This is a genomic window from Pandoraea vervacti (assembly GCF_000934605.2).
Classification (GTDB): domain Bacteria; phylum Pseudomonadota; class Gammaproteobacteria; order Burkholderiales; family Burkholderiaceae; genus Pandoraea; species Pandoraea vervacti.
In genome coordinates, this window is record NZ_CP010897.2 from 2,660,405 (window position 1) to 2,685,219 (window position 24,815).

Consider the following 24,815-nt stretch of genomic DNA (forward strand, 5'->3'; position numbering starts at 1 on the left):
GTGGCCTCAGACCTGCGCCTCGCGCACTTCGAGCACGTAGCCCATGCCGCGCACGGTGTGCAGCAGCTTGGTCGTGAACGGGCCGTCGAGTTTGGCGCGCAGCCGCTTGATGGCCGTTTCCACCACGTTCGTATGGCTGTCGAAATTGACATCCCAGACGAGTTCGGTGATTGCCGTCTTCGACAGGATGTCCCCCTGACGGCGCGCCAGGACCGACAGCAACTGGAATTCCTTGGCGGTGAGATCGAGGCGATGGCCGTCTCGGGTCGCACGGCGCCCGATGAGATCAACGAACAGATCGCCCACCGAAATCAGCGTCGACTCCTGTACGCGTGTGCGGCGTGCCAGCGCATGGAGTCGTTCGACCAGTTCGATGAACGAGAACGGTTTCGTCAGATAGTCGTCGGCGCCTTCGCGAAGCCCGCGCACACGGTCGGTCACATGATCGCGGGCGGTGAGCATGATGACCGGCGTCGACTTGCGTTCGCGCAAGGCGGCGAGCACCGCGAAGCCATCGCGTTTGGGAAGCATGACATCGAGCACGATCACGTCGTAGTCGAACTCCAGCGCCAGATGCGTGCCTTCCTCGCCATCGAGCGCCACGTCGACGACCCAGCCTTGCTCGGTCAGCCCGGCGCACAGATAGTCCACCACCTTTTGTTCGTCTTCAACGATCAGCACTTTCATGTCGTTACCTCATCTTTGCGCATTATACGAGTCAGCGGATGCGCTGGCGGGCGTGAGGGCGACCGGCGGCGCCGGGGATGCTGAGGATGCTGAGGATGCTGAGGATGCTAAGGGGGCCGAGGTCTCCGAAGGCTGCCATCCACCTCCCAACGCTTTGACCAGTGCCACCGACAGCACGAGTTGCTGGCCGCGTATCTGCACGTCCTGACGTTCGCTCGCGAGCGCCGACTGCTGCGCCGTGATGACGCTCAGATACGCCGTGAGACCGCCCGAATAACGATCGTTGGCGAGGCCCAGCAGCCGCTCGGCGTCGACGACGGCCGCGCGCGACTCGCGGGCGGCCGCGTCCAGCACCGACAGGCCGGTGACCCCGTCCTGTACCTGCTGGAACGCGGTGAGCACCGTTTGGCGATAGTTCGCTTCGACCCCGCGATACCCGGCGCTGGCGAAGTCGACGTTGGCCTGGCGTCGGCCGCCGTCGAAGACGACTTGCGAGGCCACAGTGCCAAGCGTCCACAACAGGCTCGGGGCCGACAGCAGGCTGGCGAATTCGGTGCTCTGCCAGCCGATCCCCGGATTGAGCGTCAGACTGGGGAAGAACGCCGCCTTTGCGACGCCGATCTGCGCGTTCGCGGCGGCCATGTTGCGCTCGGCGGCGGCGACGTCGGGGCGCCGTTGCAGGATGTCGCTGGGCACGCCGAGGGGAATCGCCGGGAGCACGCCGGGCAACGGGCCGGTGGCCAGGGTGAATGCCGGTGCCGGCACGCCGACGAGGGCGGCGATGGCATGCTCGTACTGATCGCGCTGCTGGTGTAACAGACGCGCCTGCACGCGCGTGGTGTCCAGTTGCGATTGCTGCTGGAGCACGTCCAGTCCCGAGACGGCCCCCAGATCATGCTGCGCGCTCACGTAGTCGAGCGCCTTTTGCTGCAACGCGACCGACTGATCCAGTACCTTGATCTCCGCATCCACCTCCCGCAACTGAAAGTACGCAGTCGCGAGTTGTGTGGTGAGGATCAGCCGGGCGTTCGCCAGGTCATCGCGCGCCTGTTCGGCGGATGCCTGCGCGCCTTCCACCTGACGACGGATGCGCCCGAACAGGTCGGTGTCGTAGCTCACGCCGAGGCCGAGCTGCACGTTGTTCTGGACCGTCGACATGCTCGCCGACGAGTAGCTCGTGACCGGCCGGTTTGCCGAAATGCGCTGGCGCGCCAGTCCGAAAGACGCATCGACCTCCGGAAGACGTTGCGCCGACACACCGGACAGGGTCGCCTGCGCCTGATCGTAATGGGCGAGGGCAGCGGCAAGTGTCTGGTTCTGGGCGAGCGCCTGGGTCTCGAGCGCATCGAGCGCCGGTTCGCGGAACGCCTTCCACCAGTCGGGCTGCAACGCCGCGTGCGAGGGCTGCGCCAGTTTCCAGTAACCGTCCGTCTTCCAGTCGGCCGGGGCGGCGACGTCGGGGCGATGGTAATCCGGTCCCACCGCACACGCGCCGAGCAGCGCGCTGAGCGCGGCAGCCGCCAGCGTCGCACCGAGCGGGACGCCGCGCGTGGCCGCGCTCACGCTTTGGCTCCCTGCGGTTTGGCGCTCGCGCCGTGCTGACGGCGCTCACCGCTGCCGCCGCCCGATTTCACGCCGGAAGAGGCTTTCATGTCGAGCGCCCTGGCTTGCACGTGGTCGCCATCGTCGATGGAATCGCTCGGATTGACGATCACGCGGTCGGTCGGGGCGACGCCATCGGCCAGTTCCAGCGACTGTCCGAGGTCCTGGGCGATCACGATCTTGTGCAGATGCACGACCCCCTGAGCGTCGACCACTGCCACGCGCGGACCTTCCGCGCGAAACAGCAGCGCATTGGCCGGTACGCTCAGATGCGCCTGCACGGCGCTGGGCAGCGCCAGCTGCACGTAGGCGCCGGGCCGCAGTGTCCCGTCCGGGTTCGGCAAGGCCGCCTCGATCTGGAGCGAGCGCGTCGTCACGTCGATGGCGCCTGACACATGGGTAATCCTACCCTGGAAGTGCTGGCCGGGAAGTTCGGCCTGCGTCACGACGACAGACTGACCGACGGCCACGCCCTGCGCATACGCCTGCGGGACCTGGACATAGACGCGCAGCGGGTCCGTCTGCGCCAGCGAAAACAACGCCTGACTGCTACCGCTGCCCGCCGAGACAAGATCGCCGATGTCGACGTTGCGTTGCGTGATGACGCCGTCGAACGGCGCGACGATGCGTTTGAACGACTCCAGTTGCTGGAGCCGCTTGACGTTGGCGTCTGCCGCCGCGAGGTTGGCGACGCCTTGCGTGTAGGTGCTCTGGCGCTCATCCAGTTCCTGCTGGGAAACGGCGTCGCGCTGACGCAATTGCTGCCAGCGCGCGAGCGACGACTTCGCCAGTCCGAGAGACGCGTTGATCTGATTGCGCTGGGCGACGGCCTGCGCCAGTTCCTGATCGATTTCGGGCGTGTCCAGATCGGCGAGCAATTGGCCTTGCTTCACGCGCGCGCCGATGTCGACATAACGGTGCAGCACGTACCCGGTCGCCCGGGCGAAGATCGGCGACTCCACGGCGCCGCGCAGCGTGGCGGGCAGCAGCGTCTCGCTCGCCTCGGTCGCCTGCGGCGTGACGATGCTGACGTACTGCGCGGCATTGCGCTGCGTCACCTCGGCCACTTCGCGGCGTTGTAGCGCGTTCGAGATCGTGGTGCGTGCGGCGCCCGCCACCAGCAGCAAGGCCACGACGATCAGCGCAACCCTGGCGCGTCGGAATTCGCCCCGCCGAGGGGGCAGTTGCCGACCGTCGGCAGGATCGTGCTCGGGAATGGCCAGTTCGGCGTGATGTTTCTCGGTCATGTCGTTCAACCCGTCAAATCTTGGTATCTGGTATGTTGGGCGCCGGTCGTGGCGCGTTCAGCGGTTCGCGCGCTCGTCGCCGTCGCCTTGTGTCTCACGCGTGGTATGGGTGGTATGGGCCGCTCGCCGGGCGTGGCGTCGTGCGAGTCGCGTGTGAACGCCAGCGAAGACAAGCGGCACGAAAAAGAGCGTCGACACCGTGGCGAACATCAGTCCGCCGATCACCGCGCGGCCCAGCGGCGCGTTCTGTTCCGCCCCCTCGCCAAGGCCAAGCGCCATGGGCACCATGCCGATGATCATGGCCAGCGCCGTCATCAGCACCGGCCGAATCCGGCTGGCCCCGGCTTCCAGCGCGGCCGTGAGCGGCGTCATGCCCGCTTGCATGCGCTGTCGCGCAAAGGCGACCACGAGAATACTGTTGGCGGTCGCGACCCCCATCGTCATGATGGCGCCGGTCAGCGCGGGCACCGACAGCCGGGTGCCGGACAGGAACAGCATCCAGACGATACCGGCCAGCGCGGCGGGCAGGGCGCTCACGATGATGAGCGGGTCGACCCACGACTGAAAGTTCACCACGATGAGCAGGTACACGAGCACGATGGCCATCGCCACGCCGATGCCCAGGCCCAGATACGAGCTCTGCATCGTGCTGACCTGCCCGCGCACGACGATCTGGCTGCCGCGCGGCAGGTTCTGCCTGGTCTTTGCGACCAGTTGATTGATGTCACTGGCCACGCTGCCCAGATCCCGGCCTTCCACGCTCACGAAAATGTCGATGACCGGTCGGATGTTGTAGTGGCTCACCACGGCGAAGCGCTGCGTCGGCTCGACCTTCACGAAGTTGCCCAGCAACTGCGACTGTCCGGTGCCGGTCGTTCCTGCGACCGGCAGACGCAGCAAGTCGTCGATGGAACTGATGCGGTATTGCGGCGACTGCACCGAGAGGCTGTACTCCACGCCGTTCTGCTCGTTGAACCAGAAGCCGGGGGAAGTCTGCGAACTGCCCGAGAGCGAAATCAGCACGTTCTGGGCGACGGCATTGGCGTTCAGATTCAGTTGCTGCAAACGCGTGCGGTCCATGTCGAGGTGGATCGTCGGGGCGTTCACCCGTTGCTGGATGTGCGCGTCGACGGTCCCCGGCACCTGGCGTACCTGCTTGAGCAGCTTCGTTGCCACGTCGAAATTCGCCAGTTGCTGGTTGCCGCTGATCTGAATGTCGATCGCGGCAGGCAGGCCGAAGTTGAGGATCTGCGTGACGATGTCCGCTGGCTGGAAGAAGAACTCCACGCCGGGGAAGCGTTGCGGCAGGAGGGCGCGCAGTTTGTCTATGTATGTCGCGCTCGGGTGGTGGTCCGGCGTCAGCGCGATCTGAATCTCGCCATCGAGCGCGCCGATCGTCCCGGCGTTGCTGTAGGACAGGTTGATGCCGCTGTACGGCAGGCCGAGGTTATCGAGAATCGTCTCCAGCTCGTTGGCGGGGACCACCTCGCGCACCGCCTTCTCGACTTGATCGGCCAGCCGCGCCGTCTCTTCGATACGCGTGCCCGTTGGCGCGCGCATGTGCATGCGGATGTTGCCGGCATCGACCGACGGAAAGAAGTCGGCGCCCAGCGCGAACACCAGCCCCATCGACAGAACGCAGAACGCGAGAAAGCCGCTCGCGAAAACGCGGCGGCGCACCAGCAGCGTGGAGAGCACCACGATATAGGCCGCGCGCATGCGCTCGAACCCGGCGTCGAAACGCAGGTAGAGGCGGCGGAACACGCCCGGCCTGGCGTTCGGCGCCGCTGCATGCGCATGGCCCATGAGCAGCATGGCGAGCGTGGGCACGAGCGTGCGCGAGAGGATGTACGACGCGAGCATGGCGAACACCACGGCTTCGGCCAGCGGCACGAAGAGGTAGCGCGCCACGCCCGTGAGGAAGAACATCGGCACGAACACGATACAGATACACAGGGTCGAGACGAGCGCCGGTACGGCGATTTCGCCCGCGCCGTCGAGAATCGCCTGATGCAGGGGCGTGCCCATATGGAGATGCCGCTCGATGTTCTCGATGGTCACGGTCGCGTCGTCGACCAGAATCCCCACCGCCAGCGCCAGCCCGCCCAGCGTCATGATGTTGATCGTCTGGCCGAGCGCATGAAGCGCCAGCAGCGAGGACAGGATCGAGAGCGGGATCGAGATGGCGATGATGCAGGTGCTGCGCCAGTTGCCAAGGAACAGCAGGATCATGGCGGCAGTGAGCGCGGCGGCGATCAGGGCTTCATGGATTACGCCCTGCACCGCAGCCTTCACAAAGACGGACTGGTCGAAAAGGGCCGAGATGTGGAGATCGGCGGGCAACGCCGCTCTGGCCTCCGGCAGAATCGCCTTGAGCGAGTCGACGACCGACAGCGTCGAGGCGTCGCCCGTCTTCATCACGGACATGAGCACGCCACGCTGGCCGTTCTGACGCACGATGTTCGTCTGCGGCGAGAAGCCGGTGCGAACGTGGGCGACTTCGCGCAGATAGGTCGTGGCGCCGGCGACCGTGCGCACCGGAATGTTGTTCAGCCCCTCCACCGTTGGCGGCGAGCCGTTCATGTCGACGGTATATTCTCGCGGCCCGATCTTGGCGGTGCCGGTTGGCAGAATCAGGTTCTGTGCATTGACCGCGGCGACCACGTCCTGCGCGGTCAGGCCCTTGGCGAGCAGTGCGCGCGTGTCGATGTCGACCGAAATCAGCCGCGTTTTGCCGCCGTACGGATAAGGCACGGCGGCCCCGGGAATCGTCACGAGCTGCGGGCGCAGGAAATTGAGCGCGGTGTCGTTGAGCGCCGGTTCGGACAGGCTCGGGCTCGACAGGCCCAACTGCATGACGGGAATCGACGACGCCGAGTAGCTGATGACCAGCGGCGGCGTTGCTCCCGGGGGCATTTGCTTGACCTGCGCCTGTTCGACAGCGACGACCTGCGCAATGGCGGTCTGAACGTTGGCGGTCGGTTGCAGGAAGATCTTGATGATGCCAATGCCGGGCAGCGACTGCGACTCGATGTGCTCGATGTTGTTGACCGTCGTCGTCAGCCCGCGCTCGTTGCCGGAAATCATCCGGTCGGCAATGTCCTGGGCGGACAGGCCGTTATAGGTCCAGATGACGCTGATGACGGGGATGTTGATTTCCGGCAGCACGTCCACGGGGGTGCGCATGAGCGCGAGCGGTGTGGCGAGCAGAATCAGAATGGCCATCACGATGAACGTGTAGGGCCGTTTGAGCGCAACGTTGACAATCCACATGATTCAGACGCGCTCGGGCGCAGTCGCAGGCTTACGGACAAGGGCCGTCCGGTGAGCGCATGACGGCGCGCCACCGGTATCGGAAGGATCGCTGCCATGGTAGGGGCGCATGCCCAACGCCAAAATGGCGCGAAAATGGCGAAATTGACAGAATTCGGAAGATGGTCCGCAAACCCGCGCCGTATAAGGCTTTGCTCGACGGCATGCCTGCGGGAGTGGCATATTACGGCGTGTTGCGTTATAAAGTTGACGTACCAAAAGTCGCCGCCCGATAGCCTACGGTCTACCTTTCGACCTCCGTTGCCGCCGCTGGCGTCGAGAACTCAAGCCCCACGCAGGAATGCAATGATCGAACGCCCGACGTCTCCCCCTGAACCTCAGCCGGTTTCCGGCAAAGTCACCCGCAGCGCCATCTTCCTCGTCGCCACGATTCGCGACGATGAGGCCGCGCACGCCGCCGTGCGAGGCTGGTGTGCCGATGCCGCCGCTTATGTGCGCGCGGTCGGCAAGCGCGTGCCGACGGGCAATCTGTCGTGCGTGGTCGGCTTTAGCGACAACGCCTGGGATCGCCTGTTTGGCGCGCCGCGCCCGGCGGAGCTTCATCCGTTTCGGGAGTTCGGCTCGGGCAAGCGTCACGCCCCCGCCACGCCGGGCGACCTGCTGCTGCACATTCGCGCCGAGCAGATGGACCTGTGCTTCGATCTCGCCACGCTCATGCTGGGCAAGCTGGGCGACGCCGTGACCGTGGTCGACGAAGTCCATGGCTTCCGCTATTTCGATATGCGCGCCATGATCGGCTTCGTCGATGGCACCGAGAATCCGGAAGGCCAGGAGGCGCTCGATTTCACGGTGATGGGCGACGAAGACCCCGAGTTCGCCGGTGGCAGTTACGTGCTGGTGCAGAAGTATCTGCACGACATGACGGGCTGGAACGCACTGCCGGTCGAAGTGCAGGAGCGCATTATCGGCCGCACCAAATTTTCGGACGTCGAACTCGACGAGGATGTGAAGCCGAGCAATTCTCACAGCGCGCTGACCACGCTCGAAGTGGACGGCAAGGAAGTGAAGATCCTGCGCGACAACATGCCGTTCGGGCGGCCCGGATCGGGCGAGTTCGGCACGTTTTTTATCGGATACGCCCGCTCGCCCTGGCCCATCGAGCAAATGCTGGAGAACATGTTCGTCGGCAAACCGCCCGGCAACTACGACCGCCTGTTGGACTTCAGCACGGCCGTGACCGGCGGACTGTTCTTCGTGCCCTCGGCGGGCCTGCTCGAAGCGTTGGCAGAGCGCTCGCCCCAGGCGGCTGCGGTCGAATCGGCTAACGTCATTCAAACCCTGATCGATGCACAGCCGTCGAGCGTTCAGGTGCTCGACAGGTCTGCTGCCACGGCGGCAACGGTGCGAACCACTTCTCATCAGGCGAGTCCCGCCATTGCGGACGGCTCGTTGCAAATCGGATCGCTCAAAGGAGTTTCTCAGGCATGAACAACCTGCATCGCGAACTGGCCCCCATTTCGAGCGCCGCGTGGGCGCAAATCGAAGAAGAGGTGGCCCGTACATTCAAGCGCACGGTGGCCGCGCGCCGCGTCGTCGACGTCAAGGGCCCGAGCGGTCTGGCGCTCTCCGGTGTCGGCACCGGTCATCAGCAGCCCATCGACGCGCCGCTCGACGGCGTGAGCGCGCGTCAGCGCGAGGTGCTGCCGCTCGTGGTGCTGCGCGTGCCGTTCGAGCTCTCGCGCGAAGCGATCGACGATGTCGAGCGTGGCGCGAACGATTCGGACTGGCAACCGGCCAAGGACGCAGCGATCAAGCTGGCGTACGCCGAAGACCGAGCCATCTTCGACGGCTACGAAGCCGCGCGTATTACCGGTGTGCGTCAGGGGTCCTCGAATCCCGTGCTGCCGCTGCCGGACGACATCGCCGATTACCCGACGGTCATTGCCAAGGCGCTGGAGCAACTGCGCCTGGAAGGCGTCGACGGTCCGTACAGTGTGCTGCTGGGCGCCGACGCGTACACCGCCGTGGCCGAAGCCAACGATCAGGGTTACCCGATTCTCGAGCACATCGGCCACATTGTGAGCGGCGAGATCATCTGGGCGCCGGCCATCGACGGCGGCTGCATTCTCTCGACGCGCGGCGGCGATTACGAGATGCACATTGGTCAGGACGTCTCCATTGGCTATCTCGATCACACGGCCACGACCGTTCGTCTGTACCTGGAAGAGACGTTTACGTTCCTGATGCTCACGGCGGAAGCGGGTGTTTCGGTGGGCAACGCCAAACCTGTCGGTGCGAGAAAGAAGTCGAAGTAACGCGTCTAACTCGCTGATGCAAAAAGAAAAACGGCTGAGGCGGAATTCCGCGCTCAGCCGTTTTTTCGTGGGCGTGTCGCCGTCGGGTTGTCTCGATCAGTTGGCCGCAGGCGACGACGCGCTCGCCGGTGCGCCACCGGTGGCCGGTTCGCCGAGCGTCGGCTTCTCGATCATCACCCGACGGTTGTCGCGCGCGATGATCTTCATCGGCAAGCCGAGCGTTTCGAGCACCGTAAACTTTTGCGGGTCGACCAGTGCAAGCGCCTTCGGCGCCGCCATCCAGACATCCACGAACTTCTCCAGCGTCGGTACCCAGCTATCGGGCGCTTGCGAGATGCCGAATTCCAGTTCGTCCTGTACCGCGACCATGATCATCGGTTGACGCAGGTAATACGGCATCGTGTGGTCGAGCGTGCCGACCGAGTAGAACGGCGTATCCGGCCCCAGCCGATCCATCTCGGCGCGCACCGCCGGCACCAGGTCGATGCCCGAGCTGGCGCGCCCGAAGGCTTCGTGACCGGAGCCGCCGATCATCGCAAAGGCCAGCCACGTCCCCGCGAACGCGATCAGGGCTTGCTTGGTGCTGCGCAGGCTCAGCCAGCGGGTAATGGCGATGCCGATCAGTCCCACGACGCTCGCGGCATACAGGTAGTTCGTGAAGGCTTGATAGGCCTGTACCGGATTGCGGCTGTCCGAGTGATGCGAGAGGAATACCAACCCTGTGACGATGGTCGCGATAAACAGCACGGCCGACACGACGAGGTGCTTGCGCAGCGACTCACGTGTCATGCCGGCCAGCCCGAGCCCGAACAGGAGGGCGATCGCGGGTACGATCGGCAGTACGTACGAAATGAGCTTCGAGTGCGAGAGCGAGAAGAAGCAGAAGATGAAGACGGCCCAGACCGAGATCATCAGCACCGGACGGAAGCCGTTCGCCTGACGTGGCACGGCGCGCGAGCCCGCAACCGCGCGGGGAATCATCGACAGCCAGGGCAGGAACCCGACGATCAGCACCGGCACGAAGTACCACAGCGCGCCCGGACGATTGTGGTCCGGCTTGAGGAAGCGGTTGAAGTGCTCGTTGATGAAGAAGAAGTCGAAGAACGACGGATTACGCGACATCACGGCGGCGAACCACGGCACGGTGACGGCGAGCAGCACGATCAGACCGCTCACGAGATGCAGCCGCTTCCACAGCGCCCAGTCGCGCGAAATCAGCGTGTAGATGACCAGGACAGCACCGGGGAGCACCACGCCGATCAGCCCTTTGCTCAGGATCGACAGGCCCATCGCCGCCCAGCACAGCCACATCCAGTTGCGCGTTTGCGTGTCGCTCAGTCCCGGACGCTGTGCCAGCAGCAGCGAGCACAACACCAGCGTCATCATGAACGACAGCCCCATGTCGAGCACGTTGAAGTGCCCCAGCAGGCTCCACAACGGGGCGCTCGCCAGCGCGAGTGCGGCGAAGAAACCCGCGCGCGCGCTGAACACCCTTCGCCCCGTGTAGCCGACGAGCAGCACGCCGCCGAAACCCGTGAGCGCCGTCCACAGACGGGCCTGCCAGTCTCCGAGACCGAAGATCATGAACGTCAGCGCGTTCATCCAGGTCTGGAGCGGCGGCTTTTCGAAGTACAGATAGCCGTTGTAGCGCGGCGTGACCCAGTCGCCCGTGGCCAGCATCTCGCGCGCCATCTCGGCGTAGCGGCCTTCGTCGCTGGGAATCAGATGGCGAAAGTTCAAGACGCCGAACCAGACGAGCGCGAACATCGCCAGCAGCCATAGCAGGGCAGTGGGGGAAATCGGCCAGGGCTCTAACCCGGCGTCACGTTGAGGGCGTGTGGACATGAATGCGAGGCTTCCGGTCTTGATGAACTAGGGATGGGTGGCTAAACGTTGGGCGGCTGAGCGGGCTGTGGCGCGCGCATGGCCGTCGCGGACACATCGGGATTGGGAAGTGTGACACGGACGTGCAGGCCGCGCGGGCCCGACCGGTTGGCGTCGTTCAGTGTGACCTGGCCGCCCAGACGGTCGACGATGGCGCGCACGATGGCCAGTCCGAGTCCGGTGCCTTCGTCGCCGTGATCGCGCGATTCGCGGTGATCGGCGGCACGGTAAAACGCGTCGAAAACGCGCTCGCGCTTGTCCGCATCGATGCCCGGGCCGGAGTCGATGACGTCGATGACCACCTCGCCCCCCGTGGCCGACAGACGCACGGACACCGTGCCGCCTGCGGGCGTATAGCGCACGGCGTTGCCGACGATGTTGCTCAGCAGGGTGACGATGTCGCGCTTCGATCCCGCCACGCGCAGATTTGAACGCCCGGGCGTGCCGGAAGCGGTGAGGGCGGCGGAAGAGGCGGAAGAGGCGGAAGATTCAGAAGACGCATCTGCCAGATCGAGCACGATCTGCTTGCGATCGGCCAGTACGAAGGCGTCTTCGAGCGCTTCGTGAATGGCGGGCAGCAAGATGAGCGGCGTTGCCGGAACGCTCGGTGCGCTCTGGGCCCGTGCGAGCGTGAGCAACTGTTCGATCAGCGTGCGGGTGCGACGCAGGCCGCTCTTGAGCTTGATCAGGCGGTTGCGCGTCTCCGCGTCGAGGCCAGCGGGTTCCAGCGCCCGGTCGAGATTTTCCGACTGAATCACCAGCGCCGTCACTGGCGAGCGAAGTTCGTGGGCGGCGTCGGCGACGAAGCGGCGTTGCTCGTCGAGCGCTTTGTCCAGACGGGACAGCAGCCGGTTGATCGACACGATGAACGGCTCGATCTCCGTCGGAGCCCCTTGTGTGTCGAGACCGCGCAGATCGGTGTCGCGCCGCTTGTCGACGTCGGCGGCCAGTTGCTGAACCGGTCGCCACGCGCGTCGCACCGTCCAGACGATGGCGGCGATGAGCAAGGGAACGAATCCGACGAACGGCAGCGCGGTGCGCAGGCCGCTGTTGCGCGCGATCTCGTTGCGGCCTTCGGTGGGCTGGGCCACGACGATCCGCAGATCCGGGCCAATGGTGCGAACGAAGGCTCGCCACGTATGCTCGCCCGTGTCGACCGTGTGAAATCCGTCGGACAGCGTGACGGGAAACGTGCCGCCCAGACGCTGGACCGTGAGACGGTAGTCGTGGTCCTCGATGGGCAGACCGTGCATGGCGCTGTCGGCGCCCGCGAGATTGCGGGTGTCGACGAGCGCCGCAAGTTGCAGCAGTTGATCGTCCTGAAAGCGATAGGCCTCGCGAAACGCCGCGCCATAGGAGACGAATCCGGCGACGATCGCCAGCCCCAGCGCGCAGGCACAGAGCGTGACGACCAGCCGTGACTGCAACGAACGCATCATGCCTTGGGCACCAGCCAGCCCGCGCCGCGGATGTTGCGGATGACGTCCGCGCCGAGCTTCTTGCGGATCGAGTGGATCAGGAAGTCGATCATGTTGCTTTCGATCTCTTCGCCCCATCCGTACAGACGATGTTCGAGGGCGTCGCGCGAGAGGATCGTGCCGGGACGCAGCATGAGGGCGTGCAGCAGCGCATATTCGCGTGCCGACAGCACACAGCTGTTCTCGCCGTAGGTCGCCTGATGGGTCGCCGGGTCGAGGACGAGGGTGCCGTTGGTCAGCACCGGCACGGCGACGCCCGCATGACGCCGGATCACGGCGCGCATGCGCGCGAGCAGCTCGCCCACTTCGAACGGCTTGACGACGAAGTCGTCCGCGCCGAGGTCGAGGCCCTGAATGATGTCTTCGGCCCCGTCTCGGGCCGTCACGACGATGATCGGTGTGCGCCCGCCCGCACCGCGATGCGCGCGCAGCACGTCCCAGCCATCTCGCCCGGGCAGGCCGAGGTCGAGCAGCATGAGGTCATAAGCATGCGAGGCAAGGGCAGCCAGTGCGGCTTCGCCGTCGCGACACCAGTCGGCCGCATATGAGGCGTCCTTGAGCGCCTGCATCATGGCCTCGCCAATCATGGCGTCGTCTTCTACAAGCAATATCCGCATGGTTTTCGTACGCATTCTGGCGTGACCCTATCAGCCTACGCCTAATCCTTGCCGTCCTTCCGGGACGGCTCGGGCGCAAGATAGCGCGCGAAACTTAGGAGAAACTTAGTGCGCAGGCGCGTTCAGTGGCGCGACTATGCCATGCAAACTATTAGGCATTCAATGACTTAGCGAAGTTTTTTCAAGTGATGCCGAGATCGAGCCGGTGCCGTTCGCCCAACGCAAACAGGCCGGCAGAAACGCCGGCCCGTCGATTTTGGTCATTTTCCTGGCGTGCGATCCGCATTTGGATACCTGCACCGCGCCGGGCTACCTCATCCGGCCCGCAACGTTTTCGCAGCCGCCACCATGTTCTGTAGCGCCGGAACGACCTCCGCCCACTGACGGGTCTTCAGCCCGCAGTCCGGATTGACCCACAGGCGTTGGGCCGGGATTCGCTGGGCCGCCTTGCGCATGAGCGAGACCATGTGCGCCTGCGTCGGGATGTTCGGCGAATGGATGTCGTAGACGCCCGGTCCGATATCGTTCGGGTACTGGAACGCGTCGAACGCGTCGAGCAGCTCCATATCCGAGCGTGAGGTCTCGATGGTGATCACGTCCGCGTCCATGTCGGCAATCGCCGGGAGAATGTCGTTGAACTCGGAATAGCACATGTGGGTATGAATCTGGGTGTCGTCCCGCACGCCGTTCGCGGTGATACGGAACGACTCGACCGCCCAGTTCAGATACGACTGCCATTGGGCGCGGCGCAGCGGCAGGCCCTCGCGCAAGGCAGCCTCGTCGATCTGGATCACACGCACGCCGGCGCGCTCCAGATCGAGAACTTCGTCGCGGATCGCGAGCGCGAGTTGCAGGCATGAGACGGCGCGCGGCTGATCGTCGCGCACGAACGACCAGTTCAGGATCGTGACGGGACCGGTCAGCATGCCCTTCATCGGCTTGCTCGTGAGCGATTGCGCGTAGGTGATCCACGCCACGGTCATGGGCCTGGGTCGACGAATGTCGCCGAACATGATGGGCGGCTTCACGCAGCGCGAACCGTAGGACTGCACCCAGCCGAACTGGCTGAACGCGTAGCCCTCGAGCTGTTCGCCGAAGTATTCGACCATGTCGTTGCGCTCGGCTTCGCCGTGCACCAGCACATCGAGTCCCAACGCCTCCTGCTCGCGTATGCTGCGCTCGATCTCCCGTTGCATGGCGGCGACATAGCCCGCTTGGTCGAGCGCTCCCGATTTGAACCGGCTGCGCGCGGCACGGATCTCGGCTGTCTGGGGGAACGAACCGATGGTTGTCGTGGGGTACAGCGGCAAATTGAGTTTGGCCGCCTGCTTCGGCGCTCGCTCGGCATAGGGCCGCTGACGACGCCCCAGCGCCGCTTCGATCCGACTCACTGCGGCTTTCACGGCAGGGTTGTGCACGCGAGGCGAAGTGCGTCGGCTGGCCACGGCCTGGGCATTGGCGTCCAGTTCGGCGGCGACCGCTTCGCGACCCTCGTTGATTGCCCGGGCCAGCACAGTCACTTCGACCAGCTTCTGCTTCGCGAACGCCAGCCATGACCGGATCTCGGCATCGAGTTTCTGTTCGCTGTCCAGATCGACCGGCACGTGCAGCAGCGAGCACGATGGCGCAATCCAGAGACGCTCGCCCAGTTGCCGGGCCACCGGTTCGAGCCAGTCCAGCACGGCGTTGAGGTCCGATTTCCAGATGTTGCGACCGTTGACGACCCCCAGCGAGACGACCTTGTCGTCCGGCAGCGCGGCAATGACGGTGGCGACTTCATCCCGCGCGTTGAGCGCATCGAGATGCAAGCCCTCGACAGGCAGTCGGCAGGCGAGGGGAAGGTTGTCCTGCAATTCACCGAAGTACGTGGCGAGCAGGCGGTTGACCGGCACGGCGGCCAGCGCGGCGTAGGCCGTCTCGAATGCCTGCTGCCAACGCGCATCGAGTTCGGTGACGAGGATCGGCTCGTCGATCTGTACCCATTCCACGCCCTGGGCGGCCAACGTGTGCAGCAATTCGACGTAGACGGGCAGCAGGCGCGGCAGTAGCGCGAGTTTGTCGCTGTCGTCCTTCGCCTTGCCAAGCCACAGATAGGTGACAGGCCCGATGATGACTGGCTTGGCATTCACGCCGGCGGCGCGGGCCTGCGCCAGTTGATCGATCAGACGTGAAGCGTCCAGCGTGAATGCGGTCCCGGCGCTGAACTCGGGGACGATGTAGTGGTAATTCGTGTCGAACCACTTTGTCATTTCCCCGGCGGCGACGCCACCGCAGCACTCGGCGTGTGCTTCCGCGCGCTGCGCGGAGCGACCCCGGGCCACACGGAAGTAGTTGTCCAGCACGCTACCGTGAAAGCCTTGCACTCGCGCGGGCAGGTTGCCCAGCGTGAAGCTCATGTCGAGCACCTGATCGTAGAAGGCGAAGTCGCCGACCGGTGCCAGATCGAGCGCCGCCTGGTCTTGCCAGTGACGCTTGCGCAGCGCGGCGCCCAGCGCCTCCAACGCATCGCGCGACGATTGCCCCTTCCAGTACGCTTCCAGTCCAAACTTCAGTTCACGCTTCGCGCCGATGCGCGGAAATCCCAGGTTATGTGTCTTCGCCATGTTCTCTAACGACGCTAGCCGCCCGATGAGTGAAATCGTGGCATCGATCATAGAGACTCACGTTCATGAATGAAAATGGTCTTATTTGCGATTGTCTTTAATTATTTTCATGTTCGACAGGCAACGCGGGGAGCGCAGGGAGCGTGCGGGCGACGTCTTGCAGGGTCTCGATGAGGGCAAGTGCGGCGGGACTGGGGGCATGCCCGTGAAGCACGCCGACCGTGGGGGCCACGTGCGAAAAACGTAGCCCGAAGTCTTGCAGCGACGTCGCCAGCGGCGAGCAAGCCACGCCCAGTCGCGAGGCGAGAAACAGGCAAGGCATGGCCTGGGCGGTGCTGGCGTTGGTCATGAGCGTGACGGACTCCATGATGACGCGGGGTAGCGGCAGTCCCTGATGCGCGAATTCGGTATCGATGGCCCTTCGCATCGGCGTGCCGGGGGGCGGCACGATCCATGGGTAGCGAGCGGCGTCTGCCCAACCGGGAGCGGGATGTGCGGCAAGCGGATGATGGCGCGCGCCAAACACACGCACGTCGTCGTCGTACAACGGCACGACACCGAAACCGGCATTCATGGCGGTCTCGTCCAGTCGGCAAATCAGCAGATCGATCTCGTGCCAGTGTGCGCGAGGCAGCAGGCGATCCAGCGTCTCCTCCAGCAGATTGACCCGCAGCGCGGGCCCTGTACGGGCAAGGCGCGCGAGGGTTTGCGGCATGAGCACGCTTGCCATGCCCGGCAGAATGCCCACGTTGACGGGCTTGGCAAGTCCGTCGCGCAGCGCCTGCATGGCCGGGGCCACACCCGCGAGATCCGTCAGCATGCGCTCGGCGCGCTCGAGCAAGGCATCGCCATACGGTGTGGGCGTGACACGACGCGTGGTGCGCTCGAACAGCGACACGCCCAGCGCCTGCTCGATCTCACGCAGCCACTTGGACAGCGCAGGCTGCGTGATGGCCGCAGCCTCCGCCGTGCGGGCGAAACTTCGTGTGCGGCCCAGCCACCGAAGGGTCTCCAGATCGCGGATCCGGAGTTTTCGCAGTACGGCGGGAATCTGCCGTACCAAAGGGCCGGCATCTTTGGGCGAGGGGGCTTGGCTGTCGGTCATGGAGGCGGGGGCGGGATTCGGGGGTTGCCGTATCGCCGACATCGGGATCGATGTCGGCATCAATGTCACGCGTCGTTGTATGCATTGTTGCCACGCATTGATGTCGCTTTCGTAATGAATATAGCGTGACTTTTCATCGATGAGTGCTGAGTCTCATCGAATAATGAGACTTCCATCCGGTAGCCAGGGCAAGACAAGACACTGGCGCCTCATCAGGAGCGAGACGCATGACAACACGCAAGCCGCCATCCCCGGCGTCCGCCGGGCTTTCCGAATCCTCTGCCTCCGCCCCCGCTTCCGACCGTGCCGAAGCATCCGTGGGCGGGACCCGGCGCGACACGCTGCCCGGCCCGCACGCGTCGCGTCGCGACTTTCTCAAGCAGGCGAGCGCCGCCGTGGCTTCGGCCGGGCTGGCAACGTCGGCCATCGCCGCGCCGAAGATTACGCGTCATGACAAGCCCACCGAGGACGGCTACGTCATGCCCCAGGAGGCCCCGGCCGTAGCGCCGAAGGGGTACAACATCCTGTTCATCCTTACGGATCAGGAACGTTACTTCGACAAGTGGCCGTTTCCCGTGCCGGGGCGGGAGCGTTTGCGTCGCGAGGGCGTAACGTTCGCGAATCACCAGATCGCCGCGTGCGTCTGTTCGCCGTCGCGCTCCGTCGTGTACACCGGCCAGCACATCCAGCACACCCGCGTGTTCGATAACTGCGGCATTCCCTGGCAGCCGGACATGTCGACGGATCTGCGCACCATCGGCCACATGATGCGCGACGCCGGGTATTACGCCGCTTATCTGGGCAAATGGCATCTGAGCGGAAAACTGCATCACAACCATACGCCGTACGACACCCCGACCAAGGAATACAACGAACTTTTCAAGGCGTACGGATTCGACGATTACTTTGGCGTTGGCGATCTGATCGGGCGTGTGCGGGGCGGTTACACCTACGATGGGCTGACTACATCGTCGGCGGTGTCGTGGCTGCGCGGTCGCGGCGCGCAATTGGCGAGCGAACGCAAGCCGTGGTTCATGGCCGTCAATCTCGTCAATCCGCACGACGCGATGTTCCTGAACACCGACCCGGCCGGCGTCGATACGCAAAACGCCAACGGCCCGACGCTGGGCAATGCCCGCGCGCCGAAAGACGCGCTCTACGACGCCCACTGGGACGTGCCGCTCGCCGCAACGCGCAAGCAACCCTACGACGCCCCGGGGCGCCCGGCGGCGCATGGCGTCTACAACGCGTCCGAGGGCGTGCTCGTGGGCGATTATCCAATCGACGACGCGCGGCTTCGGGTCTATCAGGACTATTACTTCAACTGCATTCGCGACTGCGATACGCATGTGGTGAAGTTGCTCGATACGCTGCGCGAGCTGGGCATCGACAAGAACACCATCGTGGTCATGAGCGCGGACCATGGCGACCACGTGGGCGCACACAAGCTCGTCGGCAAGGGGCCGACGACGTATCGCGAGCAGAACCATGTGCCGCTGGTCATTCGTCACCCGGCGTATCCGGGCGGCAAGCAGTGCGCCGCGTTGAGCTCGCATCTGGACATGACGCCGACGCTGCTCGGCCTGACAGGGCTCGACGCCGCCGGCGTCGCCCGGGTTGCCGGCACTGCGGCGCGCGGGCACGACCTCACGCCGTTGTTGAAGCGTCCGGAGTCACAGCCCGTCGATGCGCTGCGCCCCGCAGCACTCTTCAACTACGCCATGCTGCTGTTCTACGACAGCGAGTGGGTGGCGCAGGAATACGCGACGTTGCGGCAGAAGGGCATGCCGGTCGAGGAGATCCACCGGCGTGTGATTGCGCGACAACCGGACTTCCGTCATCGCGGCATGATCCGCAGTGTGTTCGACGGGCGTTATCGCTTCTCGCGCTACTTCTCGCCGATGCAGTTCAACCGGCCGTCCACGCTCGAAACCCTGTTTGCCAGCAACGATGTGGAACTCTACGACTTGCAGGTGGATCCGACCGAGTCGCACAACCTCGCGCTCGATCGGCAGCGCAACGGGCCATTGATTCTTGCGATGAATGCGTTGCTCAACGACCGTCTGGACGCCGAGGTCGGTGAAGACCGGCCCGATATCCTGCCGATCCGCGACGGGCGCGTGCACTTCACGTTCGAAAAGGCCGCTGGCTGATTCAAGCCGGCGTTGACCGAGTTGGCAAGAAAGCGCCGTCTGACAAGCCCTGCGCGTTGGCAAGTCGGGCGGCATTGGTGGTACGCTCGTGCGTCCGCAGGCGATGGGACATTTGCGCGCATGCGCTTGTTATCCGGTCTCTCGATCCCATCGCGCCATGCGGTGTCATCTGCTTTTGCCAACGCCATGAAAAAACGTGACTTCCTTGCCGGCGCCGTTGCCCTCGGCGCCTCGGTGCCGGTGTTTGCCAAACCATCCGCCAAATCGAACGGACAGGCTGAGGCAGGGGCTCGCACCGCACCGACTTCGACGCCCATCGTCACCCTGTCGGGTGCCATCGAGCGCCACAATCGGGGAGTGGTCGACCCGGCGCTGGATCAGCTTCTTCATAAGCAACTGGTGCAGTTCGATGCGGGTTACGCGTTCGACTTCGGCATGCTGAGCCGCATGCCGGCGCAGACAATCCGTCCGACGCTGGAGTACGACGCCCGATCGCACACGCTCCGCGGGCCGCGTCTAGCCGACGTGCTGGCGCAGGCCGGCATTCCCACCAATCCACTGACACAGGTGCTGTTGCGCGCCATCGACGGGTACGTTGTCGCCACGACCCTGGGGCAAGTGCGCGAGTACGGTTTTTTGCTGGCGACCCACATCGACGACAAGCCTCTCGCGCTCGGCGGACTCGGCCCACTGTGGGCTGTCTATGATCCGGCAAGGATTCCGGCGCTGGCGGGCAAACCGCTCAAGGAACGGTTCGCCCTTTGCCCGTGGGGCGTGTACCACATTCAGGTCAATGCGGTGTCCTGACGGGAGGGGGCCGTCGACGCTTCAATGAGATGTCGGTCGGCCCGGCGGCGTGGGCGCGAGTGGCGGCGGATCGATGGCCTGATAGGGGTTGAGACGCCCCGGCAACTTGACCGGGTCGAGTTCATCGACGTCTTCATGCAGGATGCGGCGTATCTCGAGAATGGCCTGCGGCGTTTCCTGCACGCTGTGCCCCGCGACGATGACGCGCTCCGATTCGGCGCCCGCCAGATGCGCGCTCGCATACGGGACCACGCCGTCGGTCGATTCCGCCAGTAGCCCCTTGGGGCTTCGCCGCGCAATGATCGAGTGATAGTGGACGGCCGGCGAGATCTTCAGCCCGGCAGCTGCGACCACGTAGGGATCGTTGTCGCGCAGTTGGTCGATGCTGTTCGGCACGTAGCGTGTCTTGCCCTCGGACGGATTGTCTTCCGAGCCGGTGGCGTAATGCAGTACGTCGTCGATGCTCGAGAGCAATGTGACGGGCAGCTTGATCAGATTCGAGACCCAGCGCCCGATACGGTTGCGTGCGAACGGTGTGCCGCGATGCGGTGCGGCGATGAAGATCGCCCGCTCGAACTGCGGGATGGGCTTGAAGTTGAACAGCGGGTCGAGCCGGTCGCGCGCTCGGTCGATCTGATCGTCGTCGAGCTGATAGTCGTTCTGGAAGGTTTCCCAAAGATCGTCGTCCGAGCTCGATACCATCAGCCGTGCGATCACGCCGCCCATACTGTGTCCGATGATCACCGCGTCGTGCGAGGCCGCCGACTGGCCGTCCGGATCGAAGTGCTTGATCGTGGCTTCGAACGCGTTGCGGATCGCCATCGCGTTCACCAGAATCGGCGCATTCGTCGGGTAATAGACCTGCCAGACCTGAAAATGCTCGCGCAGGGTTGCGTCTCCCTGAATCTCGTTGGCCAGATTCACCCACGCTTCGGGGCTGCTGGCCAGTCCGTGCAGCATGAGAATGACGCGACGTCCCGGATCGAACGGCTGCATCAGATAGATGTGGGGGCGCACGATGCCCCGGTCGCGCCCGAACAAGGTTCGCAACGACTGCTCGGCGAAGCCGGACCGTGCGAGCCACAGGCCATAGCCGGCGGTGAAGTTGCCTGCCAGCGGCACCAGTTGATGATTGATCTCGACCGACGCCTGTCGGTAGGGGTCGTAGACGACCAGTGTGGCGAGCTGCGTCGTCAGCACCTCTTCCAGCGTGGTGCCGTTAAAGCGAAGCAGCAGCGTGAGCGACGGCGAGGGCATTTCGCTGAACACGGGGCCCGCGTTCGGATCGGTCGCGCGTCGGAAGTCGCGCGATGCGCGGCTCTCGCGAGCGTTGCGCGAACTCGCGCTCCCGTTGCCGCGACTCTCGCTGGCCGGTGCCGCACCGGCATTGTCGGGCGCGGGGCCGGTCGCGGCGTCGCCACGCGGCGCCGGGGTGCGGGCGGCTGCGAGCGCGTCGGCGGCCGATTTTTCGTCGAGCACGGCGACGAGCTCAGCGCCGAAGCCGTCGCGCCGATACGGGCTTCGCAACCCGGCAAACGACAGTGTGGAGGCCGGCAGCACTTCGCGCGGCTGCGTGCGGTTGTCCGCGAAGCGAACGCTGCTGGCGTCGACCGGCAGCGTCCATCCGGCGATCTTGTCGCTGCCGGTTTGCTGCACACGACGAAAGAGCGCGACGGAGAAGTTCTGCACCGCGTAGTTGTAATAGTCGCGCACCTGCGTCTGACGATCCTCGAATGCGCGTTCGCTCGACGCCCGGTCGCTGTAGAACAGATAGGCATAAGCGTAGCGCGCGGAGCGCAGCCACAGATCGAATTGGGCGTCGTTCCATTGCTTGTCGCCGGGCGACGTTTGCGCAATCGCGAGCTGCATGGAAATCTCTGCCATCGCCGCGAGCCGCCGGTCGACGTCGATTTCCTTGGCGCGCCCCAGCGCGTCGATGCAGTCGAGCGACGTCTTGGCGCACACCGTTTCGTCCAGTCCCGCCACGCGAATCGTCTCGTCGGTCGAGGCACTGAGCTTGCCTGTGGACAGAATGTCGCCACGCTTCATGGCAATGTACTGCTCGGGACCGAGCGAGCGGACCTCCACCATGGCGCAGCCCGACAGGGCCGTGAGCCAGACGATGGCCGCGAGTGCGCCGATGTGTCGAAGCCGGGATGTCGTGCGCGGCAGCCTCATGGCGTCACCTTCGGGTCGTCGCCCGGCACGCCTTCGCGAATGCGCGTGGAGAAGTCTGGCGAGTCGCCCGCAGCCAGGGCGCGTTGCACGAAGTCGCCGCGCTCATGCAGTTGCGCATAGGTGAAGCCCGGCGTCAGGCCCCCCTGGTCGTAGGCGTATTCGGCGAAGTAGCCCGAGAGCAGCAAGCGGTAGTCGAGCGGCAGCCCCGGGGCGATGAGCCGCGCGATCTCGAAAACGATGGTCGTGCAATTGCTGGTGAGCGTGTTGTACCAGGCGGGTTCGCTGTCCAGTTCGCGGGCGCGCTCGAGATAGCCCAGGAAGACCTGGCGTAGCGCCTGGGGCGGGATATTCAGGCGATAGAGATAGGTCGTCTCGCCGCGTACGTTGCTGCGCACGCGCAGGATGTCGCGTTCGTCGGCGGCGACCAGCGTTGCCTCGAAGTCCTTGAAAAACCCGCCGATGGCCGAGAATTTCTGCCCCTGCTTCTTGCGAATCTCGATAGAGAACACCACGCGCTTGCCGTCCGCGAACCCGAACGACACCAGGGTGTGCGCGATGGCCGGCCCCATCCAGTAGGAGAGCACCAGATCGGCGCTCACGAGCTTGTCGAGATCGTAGTCACGCGTTTCCCAGCGCGGCGTAAAGTCGGTTTCCGTGCGCCATTCGAAGTTGCGCACGTTATGCAGCGTGACGTGGGAGCCGTCGAGTCGGGAGTCGAGGCGCTGGGCGACATCGGCGGCCCAGTCCCGATCGTTGGAGGGCCGGATCGTCTGCCACCAGCCGACGAGCAGGATCATCGCAACCCAAAAACCGAGCGGCCAGCCTCGCAGTGGTACGCCTGCGCGCACGCGCAGCAAGGCGATGAAGGCGGCGATACCCAGCAACACCCATAGTGAGATGACGCCATAACGCACCGGCGCCGGCCCCGGGCATCGATAGGCAAGCGCCATCGATCCCCAGGCGCATGCGCCGAGCACGAGCAGGGCGAGAAATGCGCGCAGCACATAGACGTACCACGCGATGGTATGGCTGACGAGCGCGTCGCCAGCATGGGATTGCAGTTGCACCATATTTTGCTGAATTCAATCCGAGGCGGTCGCCGCGCAGACGGTTCGCGGCCCTTGGGCCGGCGAGCGTACCACTGCGCGCAGCATAGCGTGAGTCAGGTCTTCGGGGAAGCGACGTCATGCACCTGCAAGGCGGGCGTTACAATGCGCGCCCATCGATGAATTTCGTCGTACAACACAATATCGGGGACTTCATGAGGTTGGCATGCTGAGGGACTGCACAAGCGCTGTTCGGACCGTCAGGCGGACGATGTCGAGCGTTGCCGTGGTGAGCGGGCAGATTCTGTGCGTTTATTCCCCACATTTGCCCGCCTGCGCCAACGCGCCACGGCCGAAGACTCTCGTCACGGCGGCCAACGTCGATCCGGGCACGCCGCAGTCCGGGCGGCGCGTCAAGCCTGCCTACACCGACTGGACGCGCCCCGATGCGGATGTCGGCACGGTGAGGCGTGAAATGGCCGCCTGCGGCTATACCGATTTCGACATGCCGTCCGACACCATGAAGCTCAACGACGTGGCATCGGCCCAGCTTTGCATGCTCGACAAGGGATTCCGATACGGTTGGTCGTATCAGGCGCTGCTTTGCAGGACGACGCCGTCGCTGAGCGCGTGTCGCGGCAAGTCTATCGACGCCGCGCATTGCTGCGCGGCGCCGACGGCTGCCGGTGCGAAGTGATTGAATTCGGCTGGATCTGACCGGGCAGGGTAAGAGGGTAAGGAAAGCTCGGCAGGCGCCGGAAGGTGACCCAGCGGCGGCCGAGCAGTGAAAGCCCTGCCGCGCAAGCGTGTCAGACCGGCTGGCGCGGGGACGTGCGACGCGGCGCAAGGCGCCGGGCGATGCGACCCAACGCACGCACTTGCTGCGCAATCACCCCCATGCCATAGCGGCGGGACCGGCCCTCCGGCGCGGGCAACTGGTCGCGAATGCCCGTCGGCTCGACGGTGCGCTCCCACGACGCCGTGCGAAACAGCATGTCCCACCACGGAAACAGCACGCCGAAGTTGCAGCCGTAGCGGGTACCCTCATGACCGTAACCGATGGCGTGATGGCGACGATGGAAGGTCGGGCTCACGATCAGGCGTTCGAGCACCGGCCCATAAGGCAGACGGGCATTCACGTGCTGCACGCTTTGCAGGAAGTTGCCCACGGCCACGAGCACGACGTACTGTGCCGGTTGCACGCCGATGAACAGGGCGATCGCCGCGAAGAACGCCGCCTGAACGATATCGTCGAGGAAATGATTCCGGTCGTCCGACCATAACGACATCTGTTGCTGGCTGTGATGCACGGCGTGAAGCTCCCACCAGACGCCGAAGCGATGCTGCCAGCGGTGGTACCAGTAACCGGCGAAGTCCAGCACCGTGAGGTACATCAGGAACGAAACGATAGGCTGATCGGTCACGCCGGGATACAGTCCGTCGAGATCGACGCTCGGCAACCCGTGAATCACCATCTGGCTCTGCAATTCGTTGAACACCGGTTGCAGCACGATGAAAAACAGCAAATTCAGAATGCCGAGCTTGGCGATCCAGGTGTAGATGACGTCGGCACGGACCTGCTTGCGATCCTGCCATCGCTCCACCGGGCGCAGGGCTTCGAGGGGACGCAGCAGCAAATAGGTCAGCCCGACCTGCATGACCCCGATGATGACGAGATAAAGGGCGTCGTAGATATCGTCGTCATAGCCCATCAGGTTGAAGTGGAACAGCAGTGGCTGCACCACATCGACGTAGATGAGGGTCTGGACGGCGGAAATGCCGCTATCGACGAAGTTGAGAGCTTCCTGAATCATCTGTCG

The 24,815-nt window shown here is 64.7% G+C and carries 17 protein-coding genes; 5 read left to right on the plus strand and 12 right to left on the minus strand.

The genetic code is table 11. The features are described 5' to 3' along the window. Nucleotides 1-6: 6 nt before the first annotated feature. From UC34_RS11895 to UC34_RS11910, 4 genes are read right to left on the minus strand one after another with little or no spacing between them, the layout of a single operon-like run. Nucleotides 7-687: a heavy metal response regulator transcription factor gene (locus tag UC34_RS11895; protein ID WP_044455722.1), complete on the minus strand. Its 681-nt coding sequence runs from the start codon at nt 685-687 to the stop codon at nt 7-9. A gap of 9 nt (nt 688-696) precedes the next feature. Further along, nucleotides 697-2,250, minus strand: coding sequence for an efflux transporter outer membrane subunit (locus UC34_RS11900; RefSeq protein ID WP_084070568.1), 1,554 nt, complete (start codon nt 2,248-2,250; stop codon nt 697-699). Next, nucleotides 2,247-3,536: an efflux RND transporter periplasmic adaptor subunit gene (locus UC34_RS11905; protein ID WP_084070570.1), complete on the minus strand. Its 1,290-nt coding sequence runs from the start codon at nt 3,534-3,536 to the stop codon at nt 2,247-2,249. The genes UC34_RS11900 and UC34_RS11905 overlap by 4 nt, the downstream gene beginning before the upstream one ends. A 57-nt stretch (nt 3,537-3,593) precedes the next feature. Continuing rightward, the gene (locus UC34_RS11910; RefSeq protein ID WP_084070572.1) at nt 3,594-6,809 is read right to left on the minus strand and encodes an efflux RND transporter permease subunit; all 3,216 of its coding nucleotides are present in this window, start codon (nt 6,807-6,809) and stop codon (nt 3,594-3,596) included. 345 nt (nt 6,810-7,154) lie between these two features. Between UC34_RS11910 and UC34_RS11915 the strand changes: the two genes are divergently transcribed. Together UC34_RS11915 and UC34_RS11920 are read left to right on the plus strand one after the other, a co-directional pair. Then, nucleotides 7,155-8,297, plus strand: a complete 1,143-nt coding sequence (locus UC34_RS11915) for a Dyp-type peroxidase (RefSeq protein WP_072617469.1) — start codon at nt 7,155-7,157, stop codon at nt 8,295-8,297. After that, entirely contained in the window at nt 8,294-9,124 is an 831-nt protein-coding gene (locus UC34_RS11920) for a family 1 encapsulin nanocompartment shell protein (RefSeq protein ID WP_044455723.1), read from the plus strand. Before UC34_RS11915 ends, UC34_RS11920 begins: the two co-directional genes overlap by 4 nt. A gap of 96 nt (nt 9,125-9,220) precedes the next feature. Here UC34_RS11920 and UC34_RS11925 read toward each other — a convergent pair whose 3' ends face one another. The 5 genes from UC34_RS11925 to UC34_RS11945 all read right to left on the minus strand — a co-directional run bounded on the left by UC34_RS11925 (nt 9,221) and on the right by UC34_RS11945 (nt 16,811). Next, on the minus strand, nt 9,221-10,969 hold the full coding sequence (locus UC34_RS11925; protein WP_044455724.1) for a glycosyltransferase family 39 protein: 1,749 nt from the start codon (nt 10,967-10,969) through the stop codon (nt 9,221-9,223). Between the two features lie 41 nt (nt 10,970-11,010). Then, nucleotides 11,011-12,447, minus strand: a complete 1,437-nt coding sequence (locus tag UC34_RS11930; protein ID WP_052811005.1) for a sensor histidine kinase — start codon at nt 12,445-12,447, stop codon at nt 11,011-11,013. Beyond that, a complete protein-coding gene (locus tag UC34_RS11935; RefSeq protein WP_044455725.1) occupies nt 12,444-13,103 on the minus strand; it encodes a response regulator transcription factor in 660 nt (219 codons plus the stop codon). Before UC34_RS11935 ends, UC34_RS11930 begins: the two co-directional genes overlap by 4 nt. A 314-nt stretch (nt 13,104-13,417) precedes the next feature. Then, nucleotides 13,418-15,706, minus strand: coding sequence for a 5-methyltetrahydropteroyltriglutamate--homocysteine S-methyltransferase (gene metE, locus UC34_RS11940; RefSeq protein ID WP_044458062.1), 2,289 nt, complete (start codon nt 15,704-15,706; stop codon nt 13,418-13,420). A gap of 97 nt (nt 15,707-15,803) precedes the next feature. After that, nucleotides 15,804-16,811 (minus strand): LysR family transcriptional regulator, encoded by a 1,008-nt coding sequence (locus UC34_RS11945; RefSeq protein WP_044455726.1) that lies wholly within the window; start codon nt 16,809-16,811, stop codon nt 15,804-15,806. Nucleotides 16,812-17,038: 227 nt separating this feature from the next. On the opposite strand from UC34_RS11945, the gene UC34_RS11950 reads away from it, so the two are divergent. Then, nucleotides 17,039-18,964 (plus strand): sulfatase family protein, encoded by a 1,926-nt coding sequence (locus UC34_RS11950; protein ID WP_084070573.1) that lies wholly within the window; start codon nt 17,039-17,041, stop codon nt 18,962-18,964. 186 nt (nt 18,965-19,150) lie between these two features. Then, nucleotides 19,151-19,771 carry a putative pterin-binding protein gene (locus UC34_RS11955; protein WP_044458063.1) on the plus strand — a complete coding sequence of 207 codons (621 nt, stop codon included), beginning with the start codon at nt 19,151-19,153 and terminating at the stop codon, nt 19,769-19,771. A 21-nt stretch (nt 19,772-19,792) separates the two neighbouring features. Here the strand turns inward: UC34_RS11955 and UC34_RS11960 are convergent, their stop codons facing one another. Beyond that, entirely contained in the window at nt 19,793-21,949 is a 2,157-nt protein-coding gene (locus UC34_RS11960) for an esterase/lipase family protein (protein ID WP_063389831.1), read from the minus strand. Next, a complete protein-coding gene (locus UC34_RS11965; RefSeq protein ID WP_084070575.1) occupies nt 21,946-23,019 on the minus strand; it encodes an Lnb N-terminal periplasmic domain-containing protein in 1,074 nt (357 codons plus the stop codon). The genes UC34_RS11960 and UC34_RS11965 overlap by 4 nt, the downstream gene beginning before the upstream one ends. Nucleotides 23,020-23,266: 247 nt before the next feature. Between UC34_RS11965 and UC34_RS11970 the strand changes: the two genes are divergently transcribed. Continuing rightward, on the plus strand, nt 23,267-23,692 hold the full coding sequence (locus tag UC34_RS11970; RefSeq protein ID WP_052811006.1) for a hypothetical protein: 426 nt from the start codon (nt 23,267-23,269) through the stop codon (nt 23,690-23,692). 112 nt (nt 23,693-23,804) lie between these two features. Here UC34_RS11970 and UC34_RS11975 read toward each other — a convergent pair whose 3' ends face one another. Then, complete coding sequence (locus UC34_RS11975) at nt 23,805-24,809, minus strand: sterol desaturase family protein (RefSeq protein WP_044455728.1); 1,005 nt, start codon at nt 24,807-24,809, stop codon at nt 23,805-23,807. Between the last annotated feature and the right edge of the window lie 6 nt (nt 24,810-24,815).